18 protein-coding genes and 1 tRNA gene are annotated in these 16887 nt (G+C 60.0%); 5 read left to right on the top strand and 14 right to left on the bottom strand.

Annotated features, from left to right (window positions below; translation table 11 throughout):
• Positions 1-117: 117 nt before the first annotated feature.
• From IT779_RS26985 to IT779_RS27030, 10 genes are all read right to left on the bottom strand, one after another.
• Positions 118-684 carry an ImmA/IrrE family metallo-endopeptidase gene (locus IT779_RS26985; RefSeq protein ID WP_196152251.1) on the bottom strand — a complete coding sequence of 189 codons (567 nt, stop codon included), beginning with the start codon at positions 682-684 and terminating at the stop codon, positions 118-120.
• A gap of 123 nt (positions 685-807) precedes the next feature.
• The gene (locus IT779_RS26990; RefSeq protein ID WP_196152252.1) at positions 808-1203 is read right to left on the bottom strand and encodes a helix-turn-helix domain-containing protein; all 396 of its coding nucleotides are present in this window, start codon (positions 1201-1203) and stop codon (positions 808-810) included.
• A gap of 208 nt (positions 1204-1411) precedes the next feature.
• Positions 1412-1780: a hypothetical protein gene (locus IT779_RS26995; RefSeq protein ID WP_196152253.1), complete on the bottom strand. Its 369-nt coding sequence runs from the start codon at positions 1778-1780 to the stop codon at positions 1412-1414.
• 82 nt (positions 1781-1862) lie between these two features.
• The gene (locus IT779_RS27000; protein ID WP_196152254.1) at positions 1863-2477 is read right to left on the bottom strand and encodes an MT-A70 family methyltransferase; all 615 of its coding nucleotides are present in this window, start codon (positions 2475-2477) and stop codon (positions 1863-1865) included.
• Positions 2474-3289, bottom strand: a complete 816-nt coding sequence (locus tag IT779_RS27005) for a replication-relaxation family protein (RefSeq protein WP_332838983.1) — start codon at positions 3287-3289, stop codon at positions 2474-2476. The genes IT779_RS27000 and IT779_RS27005 overlap by 4 nt, the downstream gene beginning before the upstream one ends.
• A gap of 125 nt (positions 3290-3414) precedes the next feature.
• On the bottom strand, positions 3415-5613 hold the full coding sequence (locus tag IT779_RS27010; protein ID WP_196152255.1) for a type IV secretory system conjugative DNA transfer family protein: 2199 nt from the start codon (positions 5611-5613) through the stop codon (positions 3415-3417).
• The gene (locus IT779_RS27015; protein ID WP_196152256.1) at positions 5610-5837 is read right to left on the bottom strand and encodes a hypothetical protein; all 228 of its coding nucleotides are present in this window, start codon (positions 5835-5837) and stop codon (positions 5610-5612) included. Before IT779_RS27015 ends, IT779_RS27010 begins: the two co-directional genes overlap by 4 nt.
• A 252-nt stretch (positions 5838-6089) precedes the next feature.
• Positions 6090-6290, bottom strand: coding sequence for a hypothetical protein (locus tag IT779_RS27020; protein ID WP_196152257.1), 201 nt, complete (start codon positions 6288-6290; stop codon positions 6090-6092).
• Between the two features lie 4 nt (positions 6291-6294).
• On the bottom strand, positions 6295-7686 hold the full coding sequence (locus IT779_RS27025; RefSeq protein ID WP_196152258.1) for a hypothetical protein: 1392 nt from the start codon (positions 7684-7686) through the stop codon (positions 6295-6297).
• 116 nt (positions 7687-7802) lie between these two features.
• The gene (locus tag IT779_RS27030) at positions 7803-9023 is read right to left on the bottom strand and encodes an OmpA family protein (RefSeq protein ID WP_196152259.1); all 1221 of its coding nucleotides are present in this window, start codon (positions 9021-9023) and stop codon (positions 7803-7805) included.
• Positions 9024-9507: 484 nt separating this feature from the next.
• Between IT779_RS27030 and IT779_RS27035 the strand changes: the two genes are divergently transcribed.
• The 3 genes from IT779_RS27035 to IT779_RS27045 all read left to right on the top strand — a co-directional run bounded on the left by IT779_RS27035 (position 9508) and on the right by IT779_RS27045 (position 11844).
• Positions 9508-10146, top strand: a complete 639-nt coding sequence (locus tag IT779_RS27035) for a DNA alkylation repair protein (RefSeq protein ID WP_196152260.1) — start codon at positions 9508-9510, stop codon at positions 10144-10146.
• 91 nt (positions 10147-10237) lie between these two features.
• Complete coding sequence (locus tag IT779_RS27040; protein WP_196152261.1) at positions 10238-10933, top strand: hypothetical protein; 696 nt, start codon at positions 10238-10240, stop codon at positions 10931-10933.
• Complete coding sequence (locus IT779_RS27045; protein ID WP_196152262.1) at positions 10930-11844, top strand: hypothetical protein; 915 nt, start codon at positions 10930-10932, stop codon at positions 11842-11844. The genes IT779_RS27040 and IT779_RS27045 overlap by 4 nt, the downstream gene beginning before the upstream one ends.
• A gap of 202 nt (positions 11845-12046) precedes the next feature.
• Here IT779_RS27045 and IT779_RS27050 read toward each other — a convergent pair whose 3' ends face one another.
• The gene (locus tag IT779_RS27050) at positions 12047-12439 is read right to left on the bottom strand and encodes a hypothetical protein (protein WP_196152263.1); all 393 of its coding nucleotides are present in this window, start codon (positions 12437-12439) and stop codon (positions 12047-12049) included.
• Positions 12440-12451: 12 nt separating this feature from the next.
• A complete protein-coding gene (locus IT779_RS27055) occupies positions 12452-12667 on the bottom strand; it encodes a hypothetical protein (RefSeq protein WP_196152264.1) in 216 nt (71 codons plus the stop codon).
• 316 nt (positions 12668-12983) lie between these two features.
• Between IT779_RS27055 and IT779_RS27060 the strand changes: the two genes are divergently transcribed.
• A complete protein-coding gene (locus IT779_RS27060) occupies positions 12984-14195 on the top strand; it encodes a helix-turn-helix domain-containing protein (RefSeq protein ID WP_196152265.1) in 1212 nt (403 codons plus the stop codon).
• 2 nt (positions 14196-14197) lie between these two features.
• Here the strand turns inward: IT779_RS27060 and IT779_RS27065 are convergent, their stop codons facing one another.
• Positions 14198-14590 carry a YunG family protein gene (locus IT779_RS27065; protein ID WP_196152266.1) on the bottom strand — a complete coding sequence of 131 codons (393 nt, stop codon included), beginning with the start codon at positions 14588-14590 and terminating at the stop codon, positions 14198-14200.
• Between the two features lie 399 nt (positions 14591-14989).
• Here IT779_RS27065 and IT779_RS39120 point away from each other — a divergent pair, with 399 nt between their 5' ends.
• Positions 14990-16846, top strand: coding sequence for a recombinase family protein (locus IT779_RS39120; protein WP_408637802.1), 1857 nt, complete (start codon positions 14990-14992; stop codon positions 16844-16846).
• Here IT779_RS39120 and IT779_RS27080 read toward each other — a convergent pair.
• A tRNA-Val gene (locus IT779_RS27080) sits at positions 16803-16877 on the bottom strand. The two genes, IT779_RS39120 and IT779_RS27080, sit on opposite strands and share 44 nt — an antisense overlap.
• Between the last annotated feature and the right edge of the window lie 10 nt (positions 16878-16887).

Genomic DNA, 16887 nt, shown 5'->3' on the forward strand with positions numbered 1-16887 from the left:
CGCCGGCAACAAGACCCTCACCGCCGCCGACCCGCTACCGACCGACCTCGCCGAAGCACTCACCAAAATCCACGGATCCGCCGGGCCAAACCCGGCGGACTTGCACACTAACCTGTCCTAACTCGGGACTCCGATTTGCGCTAGGCGGGCGGTCACGACGGTGGCGTCGACCGCGAACAGTGTTGCCAAAGTGGTGATGTCGCGTATTCCAGTAGTCCAGGCGTCAGCGAGTGCTACGGAGGGAACAAGGAGGAGTCCGGCGAAGTGCCGTGCGGCGCGTTCGGCCTGGCAGGCAGTGGTGTGATGTTGGTCGCCTCGGTAGAGGCGGTGGCGGCGGTTGTGGTCGAGGATCTGCTTGAACTCGTAGGCCAGATGGAACCGCCGAGTGGTGTCAGTATCTGAAGCGGCGAGCTGGATAACCCACTGCTGCTGTGCGGCGTCCCAGAATCGAAGACTACTGATCGGGCTGTCGACCAGTTCGATGTGCAGTTGCGGCAGGCTGGTGATTATTGAATCGGGAACCTGGACATCAAGCACGCCACGGAAGTGGTGTAGCTCTTCGGCTTGTTGCTGGGCGATTCGCAACGCGTCACGATAGGTCAATGGCTGGTCACGACGAGGAAGCAAGGATCGCAAGTGCGCGAGCATATGGCTGGTGGGGTAGGTAGGTGGTTTGTTGGGCATAAGGACATCTCCTTTCAGCAGTTGAATCTGATTACGTGAATTCTCCGTCTGGTCGACCCTGCTCCCACCTGAGGGTTTTACATTGTGTTTATGATTTCTAGCCTGATGCGTTCCTTCCTGATATTAGTTCGCTGTTGTGGTGTATTGGTCTTCGTCGTTGAGCGGTCCGTCGAAACTGATGCCACGTTCACGGGCGAGCTGTTCGAGGTAGCCTTCTATTTCTTCCAGTAGCTCAGTGGGCATATTGCAATATTTGGCGCGCAGATAAGGGCGGATGCTAGGCAGGTCAGTCGACGGTATGCGACCCCCTGCCGCGAAAATGTCTGTCAGCGATACACCCACGACTTCGCCGATGGCCTGCAAATTATCCGTTCGAGCGGTGAACTGTGCACTTTCGACACGGCTGACGGTACCTTTATCGACACCAGCCCGACGAGCGACCTCCGCCTGTGATAACCCTACATCCTCACGTTTCGATCTCAGGAAATTTCCAATATCGATTGCCTGATCCTGATTCATTGATTTATTTACTCCTTTTTGTTTTTCGACTATAGCGCCATCGTTGCATACGTGCAACGATAATTGTAGAAACTACAACTTAAATAAGATGCACATAGCATATTTGAATATAGAAGGAGTAGTGGCCGATCGGCCAGCGAAGAGGATCGCTCCTCGATTCGCTGATCCGACCGGCCTTGCCGGGAGTGCGATGCCCGACGTGGTGGTGCTACTCGCCAGCCTGCGATCCACGCCGTCCGCTCGGACGGCGGGTGCCCTTCACCGCATCACCGTCGCCGGATTCCGACTCGTCCTCCTGAACAGGCGGCGGCGAGGTCGGGGCGGTGAACAGGTTGGCGATAGCTTCCTGTCGCTCCCTGGCCTGCCGCTCGATTTCTTCTCTCGCGGCGGTGGCCTTGGCGATCAGCTCGGGATCTCGCTTGGCAGCCTCGATGTAGGCGTCGACCGCTTTGAACGATTCGGCTTTGAGGCTGGTACCGCGCAGTTCCGCGATCCAGGTGAGCTGTGCGTGGCGAGCGGGGTCGAGCTTGATAGCCAGAGTGATTTCCCGGCTGCTCGATCCTTCGGGTGTGGACATGTTCGCTCCTCCTCGGTGCGAGCGGCCGGTAAGCACTTGCTGTGCTTACGGTGACGGCCGCAGGACACCGACGAGCGCGGAGCTATCCAGTGAGGATTTTCTGACCGTCGCCGTGCTTGGGGTCGGATGGCACCGGGTAGCCCGGTATGACGATGTCGGAATCGATTTCGTTGCCCCAGGCATCCCACCCCGGTTGCCGACGGCGGGCGAACAGTTCCAGGTATGGCCCGCTGCTGACGCGCTCGATGATTGGGAACTGTTCCTCGGGTTTGTGGCTGTGCTCCTGGGTGGGGGCGATGAACCACGTCGGTTGTGCCCGAAAGTTGACCTTGGCCTTTCCTCTCGTGCCGAACAGAACATGCTCGGTCATGTTGCGGAGGTACTGTCCGAGCTGGAGCCGCGGTTTGACCCATGTCAGCGGTGAGCGGTAGGTGAAGCCCCATGCGGTCATGACGTCGTATCCCTCACGCCAGGTGGCGTTGGTGACCCACAACCACAACCAAGCGTCGTCTTCGGCCAGATCCACGACGGGCATTGCCTTGATCTGATCGACGGTCATCAGGTTGTAGTGCCGTTCGGCGCCGATCCTGCCCCGTTGCAGGATATCCCACGGAGGGTCGGCCATGATGGTGCGGTAGCGCTTGGTTGGCGTTGTAATCGGTTGTGATTGAACAAGTTTTGTGTTCGCTTCTGTCATAGGCTGGTCCCTTTCTGCATGGTGTCGATGAGTTGTTCGGAGGCAATAACCTGGAATAGGTCATCGGGCAGGCCGCGATCCCTGGCGATAGCTTCTCGCAGTGCGATCCGGCGTCGTTCGGCCTTGGCTTCGCTCTCGGCGGTAATGCTCCACACCACGATCGGGAAGGCCCCGTCGCTACGTTCCTGCTCGATCCCTTGTCGCCGATAGTTCTCGTATTCGCGGCATTTCTTGATCAGGGTGGGAATGCTCTCGGTACCCTTGTCGATCTCGATAAACGCGGCGTCGACGTATTCGCTGCCAGGCGGGCAGGCGGTTTCGGCGTAAAGATCGGGCTTGAGTGTCAGCCGCGCCCCGCCGATGCCGACGTAGTCACGCCAGGCAGTCGGCTCGATGTCGCAGCGCAGCAGTTCCAGTTGTCGAGCATGGTCGGCCTGAACGAGGGCAACGTGGGCGTCGGCGATGCCGAGTTGGTGGTTCAGGAACCGCTCAGTGGGTTCACGAAACGGTCGGCGCGTGCGTCGCTCCGAGTCACGTCGTAGCAGTCGATCGCCAACTTCATCGACGTAATGGATGAGTCCGCCGCTGCCACCGCTGGTGCCACCGACTGTTCGGGTCAATCCGCCAAGCACACCGAGTCGACGCAATCGAGCGCAAGCGCGGCGAGCGGCGCGTGCGCGCGAGCCGGGAGTGTTGTCGAAGTGCAACACTTCGATCTGGCCGATGGTCAAGAACTTGTGTTCGGCCACCGACCGCAGGATCGCGGTATCACGTTCGGTCAGTTGCCGGGCAACCTTGTCGAGGTCACGCACGCGGCGGCTTGGTGTTGTGGTGCCCGAATGGGCACCATCATTCGGCTTCCGTAGCGAAGCAAGATGCCTGGTAGATGGGGATTTGTTGGTGGGGCCGAAAGGGTGGTCGATAGGGTGGGGTGGAATCATGCGTCGTTCCTCCTTCGGCGGCGGGTTCCACTGCTACCGGCTCCGCTATTTACTTGCTCCAGCAGCGCGGCGAACCCGGCCTCGATCTCGTCCAGCGGCTGCCCGTACCGCTCACGGCTGAGCCGTCGGATTTCGTTCGGGTCGCTGGTTTCCGGTGGCGGTGGCAACGTCACGCCCGAGGCCCACGGCTGTACCGTGTTGTCTCGCATCAGATTGACGTAGACGTGGTGGGCGGGCAGCGCTCCGAAATCCTCGGGTACGAGGACGGATTGCCCGGTCGCCATGTCCTTGGCATCGCCGGATTGCAGCTGGAAGGTGATCCGGCTGCGGGCGTTGTTGCGGAAGGCATCGAGCATCGCGGGCGGCAACTGCTTCTGGTACTGATGCGCCAAGTGGAACCCGGCGCGCAGTGACCTCGCCGTTGCCAAGGCATCACCAAGGTCAGTCGGCAGCCGCAAGTAGTCCTGCACCTCGTCGATGTAGATCATCGTCGCTGTCCTGGTGGACTCCGGTGTTCCCGCCCTTTCCCTGATGGCTTGCCACAGCTCGGCGAGCACAATCGCACCGAGCAACTGGGCCGCTTCAGGTCCAAGGACGCCTTTCTGCAACGGCACCAACAGCACCTTGTTCTCGCGGAGCACCTGACGGATGTTGAACCTCGGGTTGCGCTGTGCCAGAACCGCCCTGAGCTGTTTGGTCAGTAGTGGACGCAATTTGTTGCTCAGTGGAGCGATCTTCGTATCCACCGCTTCCGGCGACAGCGAGTCGAACCAGGCCCAGAACGGCCCGGCCGCGAACGGATCGTCGCGGATGACCCGTTGCGTCAGGGAGCGGCGGAACCCCGGATTGGTGAGCAGGAGCGGCAACATGGTGAGCGAGGCATCCTCACGCTTCGCCAGCACTTCCAGGCTGTTTCGCAGGATGTCGGCCGACCGTGGCCCAAGGTCACCGTGGATGGCATGAATCGTGCCGAACAGCGAGTCAGCGATCACCTCGGGCGTGCGACCCTTGCTGTGCGCCAGCGGATTGATGCCCACCGGCGCCTCATCAAGGGCATCCAGTAGGACTACGTCCCGTTTTCGATGCTCCGGAATCCGCGCCAGGATGTCCGTCACCAGATCCTTCGGTTCGATGACCACCACCGGGCGCCCGGCGTTGAGATCCTGGACGATCAGGTTCAGTAGCAGTGTCGACTTGCCGGTGCCGTTTGGCCCGATCACCCAGGTATGCCGCATGGCGTCCAGGACGTCGTACCCGACGGTGCCGGAAATTCCCGGTGCGTTGGCTTCGCCGATAACCCGTTCACCGCTGAGGAGCGCCGGGGTGGGGCGAACAGGGCGTGGGTGGATGGGTGGCTGACCGGGGAAGCGGTCGTCACGATTATCCGATACCGGCCACGCCAAAAGGTGACTCAGTTCCGGCACGCTGAGGGGTTGGGCCGGGGTCAGGATCGACCAGGTTGCCTTCGGCTGGTTGATCTTCGCGGCCTTCTCGTCGGCGAGTTTGAAATGGACCCCGGCCGTTTCGACCGTCCCAATGGCGGCGGCCAATCCGAGCATGAGGGATCTTCGGCGGTCCGCGGTTGCGGCTTCGACACCGATCCGCACCACGGCCGCGAAGCCGTGTTGTCCGAGCTTGCGGGCAACGGCTTGTTTGGCATTCGGCCGCTTATCCGGCAGCAGGCCATTCCACACCTTCGAGGCTGCCAACTGGTGTCCACCGTGCGCTTGTTCGACCAGCGGCAACATCGGCTGTCGACGAGGGCCGAGGACGACTTGAATCACCAGGCGCTCACCGTGGTTCACCGCCGTAAGGGCAGACAGGATCGAACGGCTAGAGGCCACACGGTCGACGGGCTCCAACGGCCAATCCGTTGCGGTGAGCTTCATCCGTCGAGCCGTCATGATGTTGCCGCGCTCGGTGGGGTCAAAGGGCGTCACCACCGATCCGCCGACCAACTGCTCGACCGAACGTCGGACCCCTTGGGCATGGCGTAGTTGGCTGCCGACCAGATATTCCACACCGTCGACAGTCGAGCGGGCTTCGAGGATGAGTTGTGGGGCGTGCTTTTGGGCAGCCCAATGGCGAAGCAGACTCATCGCCGCGGCTTCTCGGAATGGGGCAGGCCAAAAGAGGAGTTGCCATACAAGGGAGTCGGCGGTGAGGTTTTCGGGGGCGTCATTTTCAATTGTCATTGCCGACCCTTCTGAGCTGCTTCATCCGAGGTATTTTCGAGAGTCGGATTATTTTTCTCGTCTTCGATCTTCGCCAATTCCATCGCAATAATTGCGCGGCTCAGCTTCTGGTAGTCCGGTGGATTCTTCGACACGGCCTGTACGGAGATGTGGCGCTCGTACCCGGCAGGGCGGTTGCGCCCCTTCGCAGGTCGGCGGTAGTTATAGCGTCCGGTTTTAGACATAGATGTCCTCCTTCGAGAATTATGTTTGATATTGCTTGAATTGGATTCGGCGCTTAACGCCATGCGCGATGCGTTGCACGCATGCAACGATCGGCCGCCCTCTACTATGCGTTGCATGGATGCAACGATCAACGGTATTGACTAAACTACAACACCGAAAGGGTGGGTCTCCTGGAGGCAATTTTTGTGTTCATTGCACTTATGGCAACGTTGCAAAAATGCCATCAATATCAGCAGCCGGATAGGAGGGGGCTACCACCCGGAACGGATTTTCTGGTACAGCATGACCGCACCGACGACCAGCACAATCACCCCCGCGATACCCAAGATGAGCGCCAGTGTCGGCCAGATGGATTCGATGACACCGACCGCACAGTAGATAGCAACCGCCCCCACCAGCACACTGATGCAGCCGCGCTTGAACTTCTCGGCCATGTTCAGGTCATCGCTCATAGCGTCACCACTCCCCGCCGAGGTCGTCAGCCTCATCGTTTGCAGGCACCGATTCCGTCGACGCCTCCGGGGTGGCGGCCGGGTTGATCGTGGGCGGATCGCTCACCGTGACCAATTCGCCCAAGCGGGCCATCAGGTGATCGAGTATCGAGTAGTCCACGACCACTCGTGGAGCCAGTAGATTGCCGCCCGGATTGCCCTGCGCGTAGGTCAACATCGCTTCCGCGCCGCAACCCTGGTGGTAGGAGCGAGCCAGTAGCCGAACCTGATCTGCCCCTTTGAGCGGTGTTCCCATCCTGGCCAGCGTTGCAGCATAGACCCGCTCGGCCTTGAGTCGGAGCGGCGGCAGCTGCACGGTCAAGCCGTCGATCCGGCGCTGGAAATCGACGCGCAGGTTCTGGATCGGTTGCAGTTGCGCCATCAGGTGATCGATCTCGTCAGTCTGAAGCGAACCGTCTCGGAAACACGTCGAAAACACCACCACGTTCACCACGATGACGATGACCGCGAAGAACACCGCGAGTATGGCTGCACTCGCGATACTGCCACCCGCCGCGACACTGTCGGAAACAATGCGGTAGGCCATCACGATCCCGGCCCCAATCGCCAGGAGGGATGTCAAGCCCACGAACAGCGATGGAATGACACGCGCCTGCCCGGCCGGGAACTGAATGTGACCGTGTTTGTCCTTGTAACCCTTCAGATCCCGTCCGAAGAACTTCAAACCCACCGCCACGGCCGCCGTGCCCAGCAGCGCGAAGACGACAGAGGTAATGAGCGGGATCAGGCTTTCACCCCACGCGGCCGCACTGGCGCTACCGAGCCCGGCCAGGTCGACATTGAACACCTGGGCCAGGAAATACAGCAACACCGGAAAGTCCAGCATCACGGCACAAGTGGAGAAATGGTGCAGTAAGACCGGCACTCGCCGGTGCTTCACGCTGCCCGCATCCCGTTCCTCGGTGACCACCGCACTGACCGTGCCCATACGTTCCTTGGCACCGCGGGCACTGATGATATCCCCGTTCATACCGATGAGTGGCCGGGCTTCCAGCTGGGCGATTTCCGCACGGGCCGTGTCGATATCTCCCCTGATCGTGGCGGCCCGGTCCACCAATTCACCCAGTTGGTCGGCACCCCGGTCGCGGGCTTCTTCGGCCACCAGCATGCCCTGGCTCAGTACCAGGGCCTCCATCTGGCTGAGCATGTCGGGGTTGCGGGTGACGCCGATGCGCTGCTGTTCACCAACCAGCGCCAGGACTTGCGGCAACCATTCACGCGGGATCGGTTTGCCCGTCGCCAGCGACCACGCGATATCTCGTTTGGGAACGGACGTCGGCTCGAACTGCGGCCCTGCGGTCGCGACAGGTGGATCGGTGGGCTTCGTCACCGTCATCGGCGACTGCGGCTCAGAATGGCCGTTCGGGGTGGGAGTAGGTGTTAGGGGCACGGTGGTACCTCCATTTCGTTGATGGGGTAGTGGCTCCAGCGGCTGACGCTCGTCGGTGGCGATCAGCGGCCGGACTGATGGAAGATGACCTCGACGCGGCGGTTGGCGGTCGCTTTGTCCTCGTCGAAGATTCCGCCCGTGAAGTTGGGGACCACCGGCTCGTGCGCACCGTGACCGGATACGGTGCCGAGCAGTGCGGGCGGCAAGCCGAGGGCGAGGAGCCGATCTGCCACCGCACGGGCGCGGCGACCGGCCAGGTCGTTGTGATCGTCGCCGTCGCCGGTGTCGGCGATATGCCCGGTGATGTCGATGGCTTGAACCAGGCAGCGGGACGTTGCCTCCACGATCGGACGAAGTGCATCATCGGCACTGGCTGGCAGAGCCGCGCTTCCGCCTGCGAAGTGAAGCACCGCATCCGAGAGGTTCAGCCATACGGCGCAGCCATTCTCGGTGATCACCTCGGGCACGGGCACCACCGGCACGGGCATGGTGGCCACGGGCGCCGCCGCGGTTGGCGCGTCGTGTCCGATCGTGCAGCTCGCTGCTTCGGCCCGCTCGCAGATGCCGACCCAAATCCGCTCGATTATGGTGCGGGCGAACGGCGGCAAGCTCGGTTGCGAGCCACCAGCAACACCAAGGCCGTGGAATGTCACGTGACGGCCTGCCAGATTGGGGATCTGCCCTTGTCGGGCGATGCTGTCGATGACGCTGGCCGGGTTCGTGTTCCATCCGATCACCCGGTAGTCCATCGGGGCCTCTGTGCTGATACCCGATGAAAGGACGTGAATCTCGGCGTCCGGGATCTGGGCAGCCCGGTCGAGGAGCGGCAGGACGGAGAGGCCCGGCGTCGTGGAGGCAGTCTCGCCCAGCGTGACGCCGAGCTTGTCGATGGCTGCGCGGATCTGCCGCTCAGCGTCGGCTGTGGCGTGCTGCACCTGACCGTTCGGCCGGAGCGGGGTGAGGTCGATGGCGCTGGCCTCGCCGCTGGCGGCGGTGATCGCCCTGACGGTGGCGCCGCCCTTGCGCTTGGATCGCTTTGCCATGCTGGTCAATTCGTCCACCATCGACTCCGGCAGCACCGTCCGCGGTTCGGCGCTGGTCGCCGTCGCCACCAACGTGATCGGTCGAACGGTCGACGATGGAGCGGAAGACCCACATCCGGTCACCAGGCCGATCACGAGGAGAATGAAGACGAGAATCAGGACGAGGCTGGATGGGATATTCGGCCGCAGCGGGCAGCAGAAAGATCGCAGCGAGTTCTGCGATTTGTGGGAATGTGGCAAGTGAGTCTCCTTTGGGGATAGATGGGAACGACCGAGCGAGGCTCTGGGTTGAGCAGTTGGCACCAGCCGCGACCGGTGCCAACTGCTACAGATCGCGCTAGGCGGTCTCCCCGTTCGACCCGTGGCCGCAGGCAGGGCACCACGAACCTGCGGACCGGCGGTGGCGTCCCGAGCGAGAACCCGCCAGTCGTAATTTGACTGTCGCCTCCAAAGAGACGAGCAGATACGACGCCATGAAGAGTGCCCAGGCGGTGAGGGTGGGTTGCATTCGATTCCTTCGGCGTTGAGTTGACTTCCCGATTTGGAAGCTGAATCGAGAATTGCAGCGCCCTCTGCCTAATCCAAGTGTTTTGCCGGGCAGGTTGCCGGACCGGATTCGTCCGGTAACCTGCCCGGCAAAACACTTGCGTCGAATCCAGCGTATTGATATAGCGAACAAAATGTGCTTATGTAGAGGTATATAGAAGTAAGAGGACAACTAAATATGGGCGAACATTCCAAACCTGATCCGGAGTATGAGTTGCCGGATTACAGGCTCCGATCGCAAACGCCAGAATTAAATTTGCCGGAGCGGTCGACCGGTGCGATTCACGACATGCTTTCCGAAGTGCATGCGGCTGACGTTCAGGACGAAGAATCGGGGCTTCAAGGAAATCAGCTATCCTGGGAGATGGATCTCCTTGTTGATCAGAACCCGGATCACGCAAAAGCCCTAATAGAATCCCTGATGGCCAGCGACGACGAGTGGGAGCGCATGGCCGCAACCACGATGGTTATCAAATTGTGCAATCATGACGCACATCGTGACTGGGCAACGGAATCAATGATCCGGCTACTGGAAGATGAGAGCTATGAAGTTCGAGGGCATGTTCCCGAGATGCTTGATGCGGCGGTAAAAAATGGCGGAATGGACCTTCGTACCGCTGGCAGCCTTATATCGGACTTCAGCATGCGCATTAGCGATCGAGCAGAGGTTATGCGTGATTTGAAATCACAACGAGACCGCACTCTCGGTCAAGCTGCGACTGGAGCGAAACAGGGAATTCATATCGCACACCATAACGGCGACGTCGTCGTAGCCAAGGATGGTCTGCGAATCAATCAGCGCTACGACTATGAGTAGACATCCCTCGTGTCTGTAGCGACACACCAGTCAGAACACGGACATCCACCGTGTTATAGCTAGGTTGAAGCCTGTATGCGATACTCTGCCCATGCGGCGTTCATCGGGCGTGACGTACCTGGACCAGACGGCTTTAGCGGGGCAGTTGGAGCAGCTGCGTAGCGGAGGTGGACCCCGCGCCCTAATTGAACCAAAAGACTTTGATTCAAAGAAATTTGGTATTCTATTTCGGGTGGCCGAACGGCTTTATCCAGCTTTGTGGAGCGACGAGTTGCAGCGCGGTAATGCGATCGAGAAGATGCTACACGAAGCAATTAAGAGCCTTCCCGATGAGAAGCTTCCAAGTACTCCCGATGACTCAACAGTTACCTGGCAAGAGGCTGCGCTGATCATGTATGACCTGATGGAGTTCGACAAAGATGTCGAGACTGAGATCGGCACGGCAAAGTTTCGGTACGCAGGTCTTGGTTGGCATGTAAGCCGGAAATCTGGATTCTATTATGAACGAGATACCTTCAAGCGATATGTGAATGGGCCAATGCGCGAAAAACTGGCGGCAATCCTCCTAGCAGCAGAAGTCGAGGGTGGTATGACAAATCCGCAGAACTCTGAAACTCCCGATGTACGGGCTGCCGTTACTGAGTCATCACCTCTCCGACAGACAGGCGAATATGCTCTTAGTATCGGGATTGTTAATGGCCCGGTTTTCAATGGTGGCAATCACGAAGTTAAGCAAACATTCAACTATGGGTACCGCGGTAGAGGCGACAGGTGGGATGAGTCATGAAGGAGGGTAATTCTTTCCATGTTGATGAAGCACATGCAGTATTGCATGGCGAAAATCCTAGCGTGATTCAAGACATAAAGTATGAGCATAACCATCACGGTGACCGACGCTACAAGGGGGAGAATGCCCGCCTCCGGGTAGCGATTAAGCATGATCTCGACATGCTGGAGCAGCTTCCTCCTGGTTCGGAAAAGGATAAACTCCTCAAGTCGGTTCAAGTACGTGCTTCTATTCTTGCGGACAAGAATAAAAAGAAGGTGGTTGAGCCTTGGGTTAAGAGGGTTATACTTGGGGGCATTGCATTCATCTTGGTCGCAACGCTGCTATTCTTCGCGGCCTTGGTTTCTCCGTATCGTTCACGGATCGCGAACGGGCATCCTGAAGTTCCTTTGCTGGGGCAATGGTGGATCGCCTCGGAATACTTCTTTCGGGGAAACCGGGTTTCTCCCCGCGGGAACCTACTGCTAGACGTGGGCCAACCTGTCGAGGTTAAGAAGCCTAAAGTCTATATGAATGGAGAGGAGATCAGGGACTACGTATACTTCACTCTGAGGCTGACCAAAGTATCTCGTGTTGATAGGTGCGATAAGGGCGCTCAGGATGCAGTTCCTAATCCCAAGAATGGCCAGTTTGTGTTATTAGAGTTGGAAGCCACGGCAAGTGAGGTCGCCTTGCCGCAAATCCTAATAAAGGAGGCATTCTATGGGTATGGCAACGAAGGAAATCCGGTCACCGATTCGGTAAAGTCAGAATCGGATTGCATACTCGATGCATCCGTAGATGGCATAAGGAATCTAGCACCGAAGGAGGTGCGGCGCGTAAAGATACTGATGGATATGCCTATGAATATTCGCTTTATTGCATATATGCCAGCCACTCAGGGGTGGCCAATCGAATGGGTATATCGATAGGATGACGCGAGGAGGTAAATTCATGCTGTGTGTATTTCGAAGTAGATGCTTGATGCCGCATGTCACGCAGAGCCATCCACCGCCGAGGATGTGGGCCAAGATCGGGTAAGAAAGTCGCTATATAATCTCGGCGCTGCTGCGGACAGCGAGAAAGCCCAGCACCGCCACCACGATGCTGGGCAAGAACTACGCAATGAGCTGCTCAATACGGCATCCGCCCCGAATCCGGCACCACCCGCCCAGCCTCAATGAGCGTCTGGAAGGCGGTAGCCTTCCTGGCGCACCCATCCAAGCGGCAGTTCCGGTGCACCTGCATTTCGCGGTGCGCTTCATCCACACCGAGCGCGCCATCCGGCGCTTCGTGGGTCCAGGTGTGCGGCCAGATGCTTGCTCGCCCATCGGCTTCCGAAGAGCCTGGAGTCGTCGCGGAGTCGGCCGCTGACGATGCCGGATCGTCCCTCGGCGCCCGCGTCGCCGCGCTCGAATCGACAAGATCCTCCGGCGACCGAGCAGCCATCAACATCACCCCCGCCAGCAGCCCGATCGTTCCGATTCCTGCCAGAGCCGCCAGTACCAAGGACATCCATGTCGGCATCAGAGATCCGCCTCACCGCGGCTTCGTACTGCTCGGCACCATTCGTCCGGCCTCGACGAGCGTCTGTTGAGCGGCGGCCTTGCGCGCACAGTGCTTGGCGCGGCATCCGAGATGGAGCTGCATCATCTCGTGCGCCATATGAACACTGAACGGCAGCACCGGCGCAGCGTGAGCCGCCGCATCGTACAGCGCAATAAGTTGGTACATAGCAAGCGAATTCGTCGTCACCGGGGATCTCCGTTTCAGGCCGTTTCGGGGGCGTGGGAAACGATCAGGCGGTACCCGACACCGGGGGCGTTTCGCCACCGGCCTGCCACTCTGGCGGGCCGGTGCGCCGGACAAGGGGTTGTCGGCGTCGGCCCGGTACCGGGTACCGAGTAGGACCGTAGGCCCCGGAAACGGCCTATTACGCCCGCAAATACCTGGTCTCGTCGCCGTTATACGCAAATCGGTATATGGTGCGGTCGAGGCCGAAACCACCTGGTATTCGGTGGATTATCTGCCACGGCCCATGAATGCTTCAGCCACGCAGGGGGTATCCGACATGCCGATGACAACCGGCGAAACCATCCGGCGGATTCGCAGGTCCATCGGCATGACACAGGCCGAGCTGGGTGCGCTCCTCCACTTCACCCAACCGGCAATTTCACAGCTGGAGCACGACGGTCCCGCCAGCTACGATCTGCGCGTGCTGCGCCGCGTGGCGAAGGCACTGCAAGTGCCGCTCACCGTGTTGGTGGCCGAGTCAGATGAGGAGGCGGACATGCGGCGTCGCCAGTTCTTCAAGACGGGCGTGGTTGGAGTCGGTACCACCGTCGCCGAGAGCCAGCGTCCAGAAGTTCGCACGTCAGCATCTTCGGGGCCGAGGGTTGGCGCCGCCGACGTCGATCGAATCATGAGGAGTATCGACAAGATTCACGAACTCCAGTTGATGGCCGGCGGGGATCGACTGTGCGAGATCGCCACCAACGAAGTCCGCTACGTCGAGCAGCTCCTCGACATTGGCAGCTACAGCGACAAGGTTGGTAAAGCACTGACCAGTGCCGGGGCCGAGATGATGACCGCCGCGGGTTGGGTGCACTACGACGCTGGTCGCTGGAAAGACGCCAAGCGCTACTACGCCGACGCAGCCCAGGCTGCCACCGTCAGTGGTGACGGCATCGCCGCCGCACATACCTGGATCAACGCCTGCCTGCTGTCCTACCGCGAAGGATCGCGCCCGAAGGAAGGCGTGCAACTCGCCCAAGCCGCCCAACTTGCCGCCAGACGGGAGGGCGGTCCGAAACTGCGCGCATTGGCGGCAATTCGCGAGGCCGAAGCCCTCAGCGTCATTGGCGATCGGGCCGCGATGGTCGGTGCGGTCAATAGGGCACACCGGGCGTATGAATCGACCAGGGGACACGATCCCGCCTACCTCGCCCATCTGCCAGAGGCGCAGCTCAGCGGACTTACCGGGTTGGCCTTCATGCGGCTCGGCGACCACAGTGAAGCCGCCACCTATCTGCAATCCGCTATCGACGGCACCGCGGCCTACCCCCGCGAACAGATCGCCTGGCAAATCCGGTTGGCCCAGAACTTCGTCCAGGCCGGGGCGATTGCCGATGGCTGCGGGGTGCTCATCGAGCACTTCGCGGGCATCAGCACGGTGGCCTCGACCCGACTGCAAACCACGCTCAGCGATATCGCGGATGAACTGCGTCGGCACGTGGCAGTGGCCGAAGTGCGCGAGTTCTTCGGACTGTGGACGGCCCGGTGACGCTAATCGCCGAGATGCTCGGCGACTCGCCTCCGTAGCAGCTCGTAGCGCTGCCGGGTGCGCTCGTAGGACAGGCAGTAGTCGCGCGTCGAGCCGAAGCCCTTGGTCTTCGGCGCCGGTTCGGAGAAGCGCGTGTGCTCCGGAAACTGCTCGGTGGTGAGATCGACCGTCTCGCCGTCGATGATGTTGAAGTAGTGGGACACCGTCTCCCCACTGGGCAGCGCGGCGACGCTGTTGAGGATGTCCCCGCCGAGATGATCGTGCACCACGCAGGCGGTGACGGCACATTGGCCCTTGGCGGGGTTGCTATGGGTCCAATCTGACGCTGCGCTCGTATCCGCCGACCAGGCGGCGCGGATGGCTTGATGGAGGGCTTCGAGGGGGACGGTGCCCATGAAGCTACGGTACCAAGTGGACTTACCTAGTTCTGCCGATCGGGTTTCAGTATCGGCGTCACCTTCAGTGACCGCGCAGCCAGCTCAGCAAGCCATTATTGGTCAATTAACCACATGGCCGAAAATGACGAATTGCCTTGAAAAAGGCCATTTTTGAGGGTATAGTTAACTTATGGCGACCACGCATTTGAACCGTTAGTGATCTTGACTTCCGCATACAGGAAGAGGGACGCCATCATGGCGTCCCTCTTCCTGTATCAGGGCAGGGCAGATCGAGCCGCTGAGTGTTTGCGCCTAGAGCAACGTAACCCGTAAAGGAGGCAGCCTATGTCCATGCAGAATCCTCAATTTCCGTCTATCAGTGAGCTTGTCGCGCAGTCAATACGCGGCGATTCCGTCATGCCACCGTCTCGGAGCCTCGATTCCGAGGCATTGCTTTCTCCGGCAGAACTAGCATTGATCTACCTGCGAGTGTCGGACAAGAAGCAGCTCGATACCGCTATCGACCTTGATCCCAACGGCTTGTCGATTGCCACCCAGGAAGTGCAGACGCGCGGGAAGGTGAGCGCGATCGGAGCCGAACTGGCACACCCGCCGTTCATCGAGAAGGGCATATCAGCCAAGACGGTCGATCGCCGTCCGCAGTTCAAGTTGCTGCTCGACTATATACAGAAGAACCCCGGCATCAGGTACGTCGTGGTGTACATGCGCTCACGCGCGTTCCGCAATCGCTTCGACGCCGCGATGGTCGAAATGCAGCTCCAGAAGCTTGGCGTCCGCCTGATCAGTGTCAAGGAAGATTTCGGCGAAGGGCCGCACGCGGTAGCGATGGCCGGAATGCTCGACGTGATGAATGACCTGCAAAACACCATGCAGGGCCTCGACGTTCGCGACAAGATGTTCCAGAAAGCGAAGGCGGGCGGCACCGTCGGCCGTGCACCGCTGGGCTACCTAAATGTCAAAAAGCAGTTCGAGGGCAAACCGATCAGCACTGTCATCCTCGATCCGCAACGCTCGCCGCTGGTGCTGCGAGCGTGGGAACTCTACGCCACCGGCGATTTCGGCATCGAGCGACTTGAGGCCACAATGGCCGACGAGGGACTGACTTCGCGACCTTCGCAGCGCAAGCCCTACGAACACACGGTGTCGGCGTCCAAGCTGCACGCCATGCTCAAAGATCCGTACTACGCCGGATTCATCGTCTACAAGGGTCATATCTATCCCGGCCGTCACGAGCCACTGGTGAGTCACGAACTGTTCGACCGAGTACAAAATGTGCTCAATCTTCGCAGCGCCAAGGGACAGCGTGACCGCGTACATGCCCACTACCTACGCGGCGAACTGTTCTGTGGCCGCTGCCACAGGAAGGGACGTACCTCCCGGCTGATCTTCACAAAGGCCACCAGCCACACCGGCCGCAAGTACGACTACTTCAAGTGCCGGGTCCGACAAGAGGGCCTGTGTGATCTTCCGCATGTGCCTGCACCCGCCATCGAAGACGCGATCATCGAGCACTACCGCACCGCACAACTTCCCAAGGACTTCATCGACGTTGTCACTGCACATCTCGATGACACCGTTAACGACCAGCAGACCAGCACTCGCGAACTCCACGCCAGCCTCAACCGCCAGTTGACCCGACTGACCGAACAGGAAGCCCGGTTGGTCGACGCTCTTGCCGACGACACGCTGCCCGCCGATCAGATCCGCCTCAAGATGCGCAATATCAAGATCCAGCGCACCCGCATCCAAGCCAGCTTGACCGATACCGGCGCCGAACTCGCCATCGGTGAGAAGGTGCTCCGGCAAGCCTTGCAAGCCCTCTGCGACCCACACAGCCTCTACAGCCATGCCGCCGATGATGCCCGCCGCTTGCTCAATCAGACGTTCTACGAACGCTTCTTCGTGGATGACACCACCGAAACCATCGTCAGCGACAGCACCCGCACACCACTGCTCCAAGAATTCTACGAAGCCACCCACGCTCACCAGCGCAATCGCGCGAGTACTCCAGGAGCAGGCATCGTCGCCACACGAGCCCGGCAGCGACACGCGTCGCCCGATGGACACGACGTGCGAGGAGCATCCCCCGCACACGACAAGAGCCCCGACCGCTTACATGCAGTCGAGGCTCCAGATCCTGATAACACCAAAACGGACTCACTCACCTTGGCCGACGTTTTCTCGGTCAACGGTTTGAATAAGGCCGTTATGGTGGGCGCAGAGGGGATCGAACCCCCGACCGCTGGTGTGTAAAACCAGTGCTCTACCTCTGAGCTATACGCCCGCGCCCGTCG

It is taken from the genome of Nocardia bovistercoris (assembly GCF_015674855.1).
Lineage (GTDB): Bacteria > Actinomycetota > Actinomycetes > Mycobacteriales > Mycobacteriaceae > Nocardia > Nocardia bovistercoris.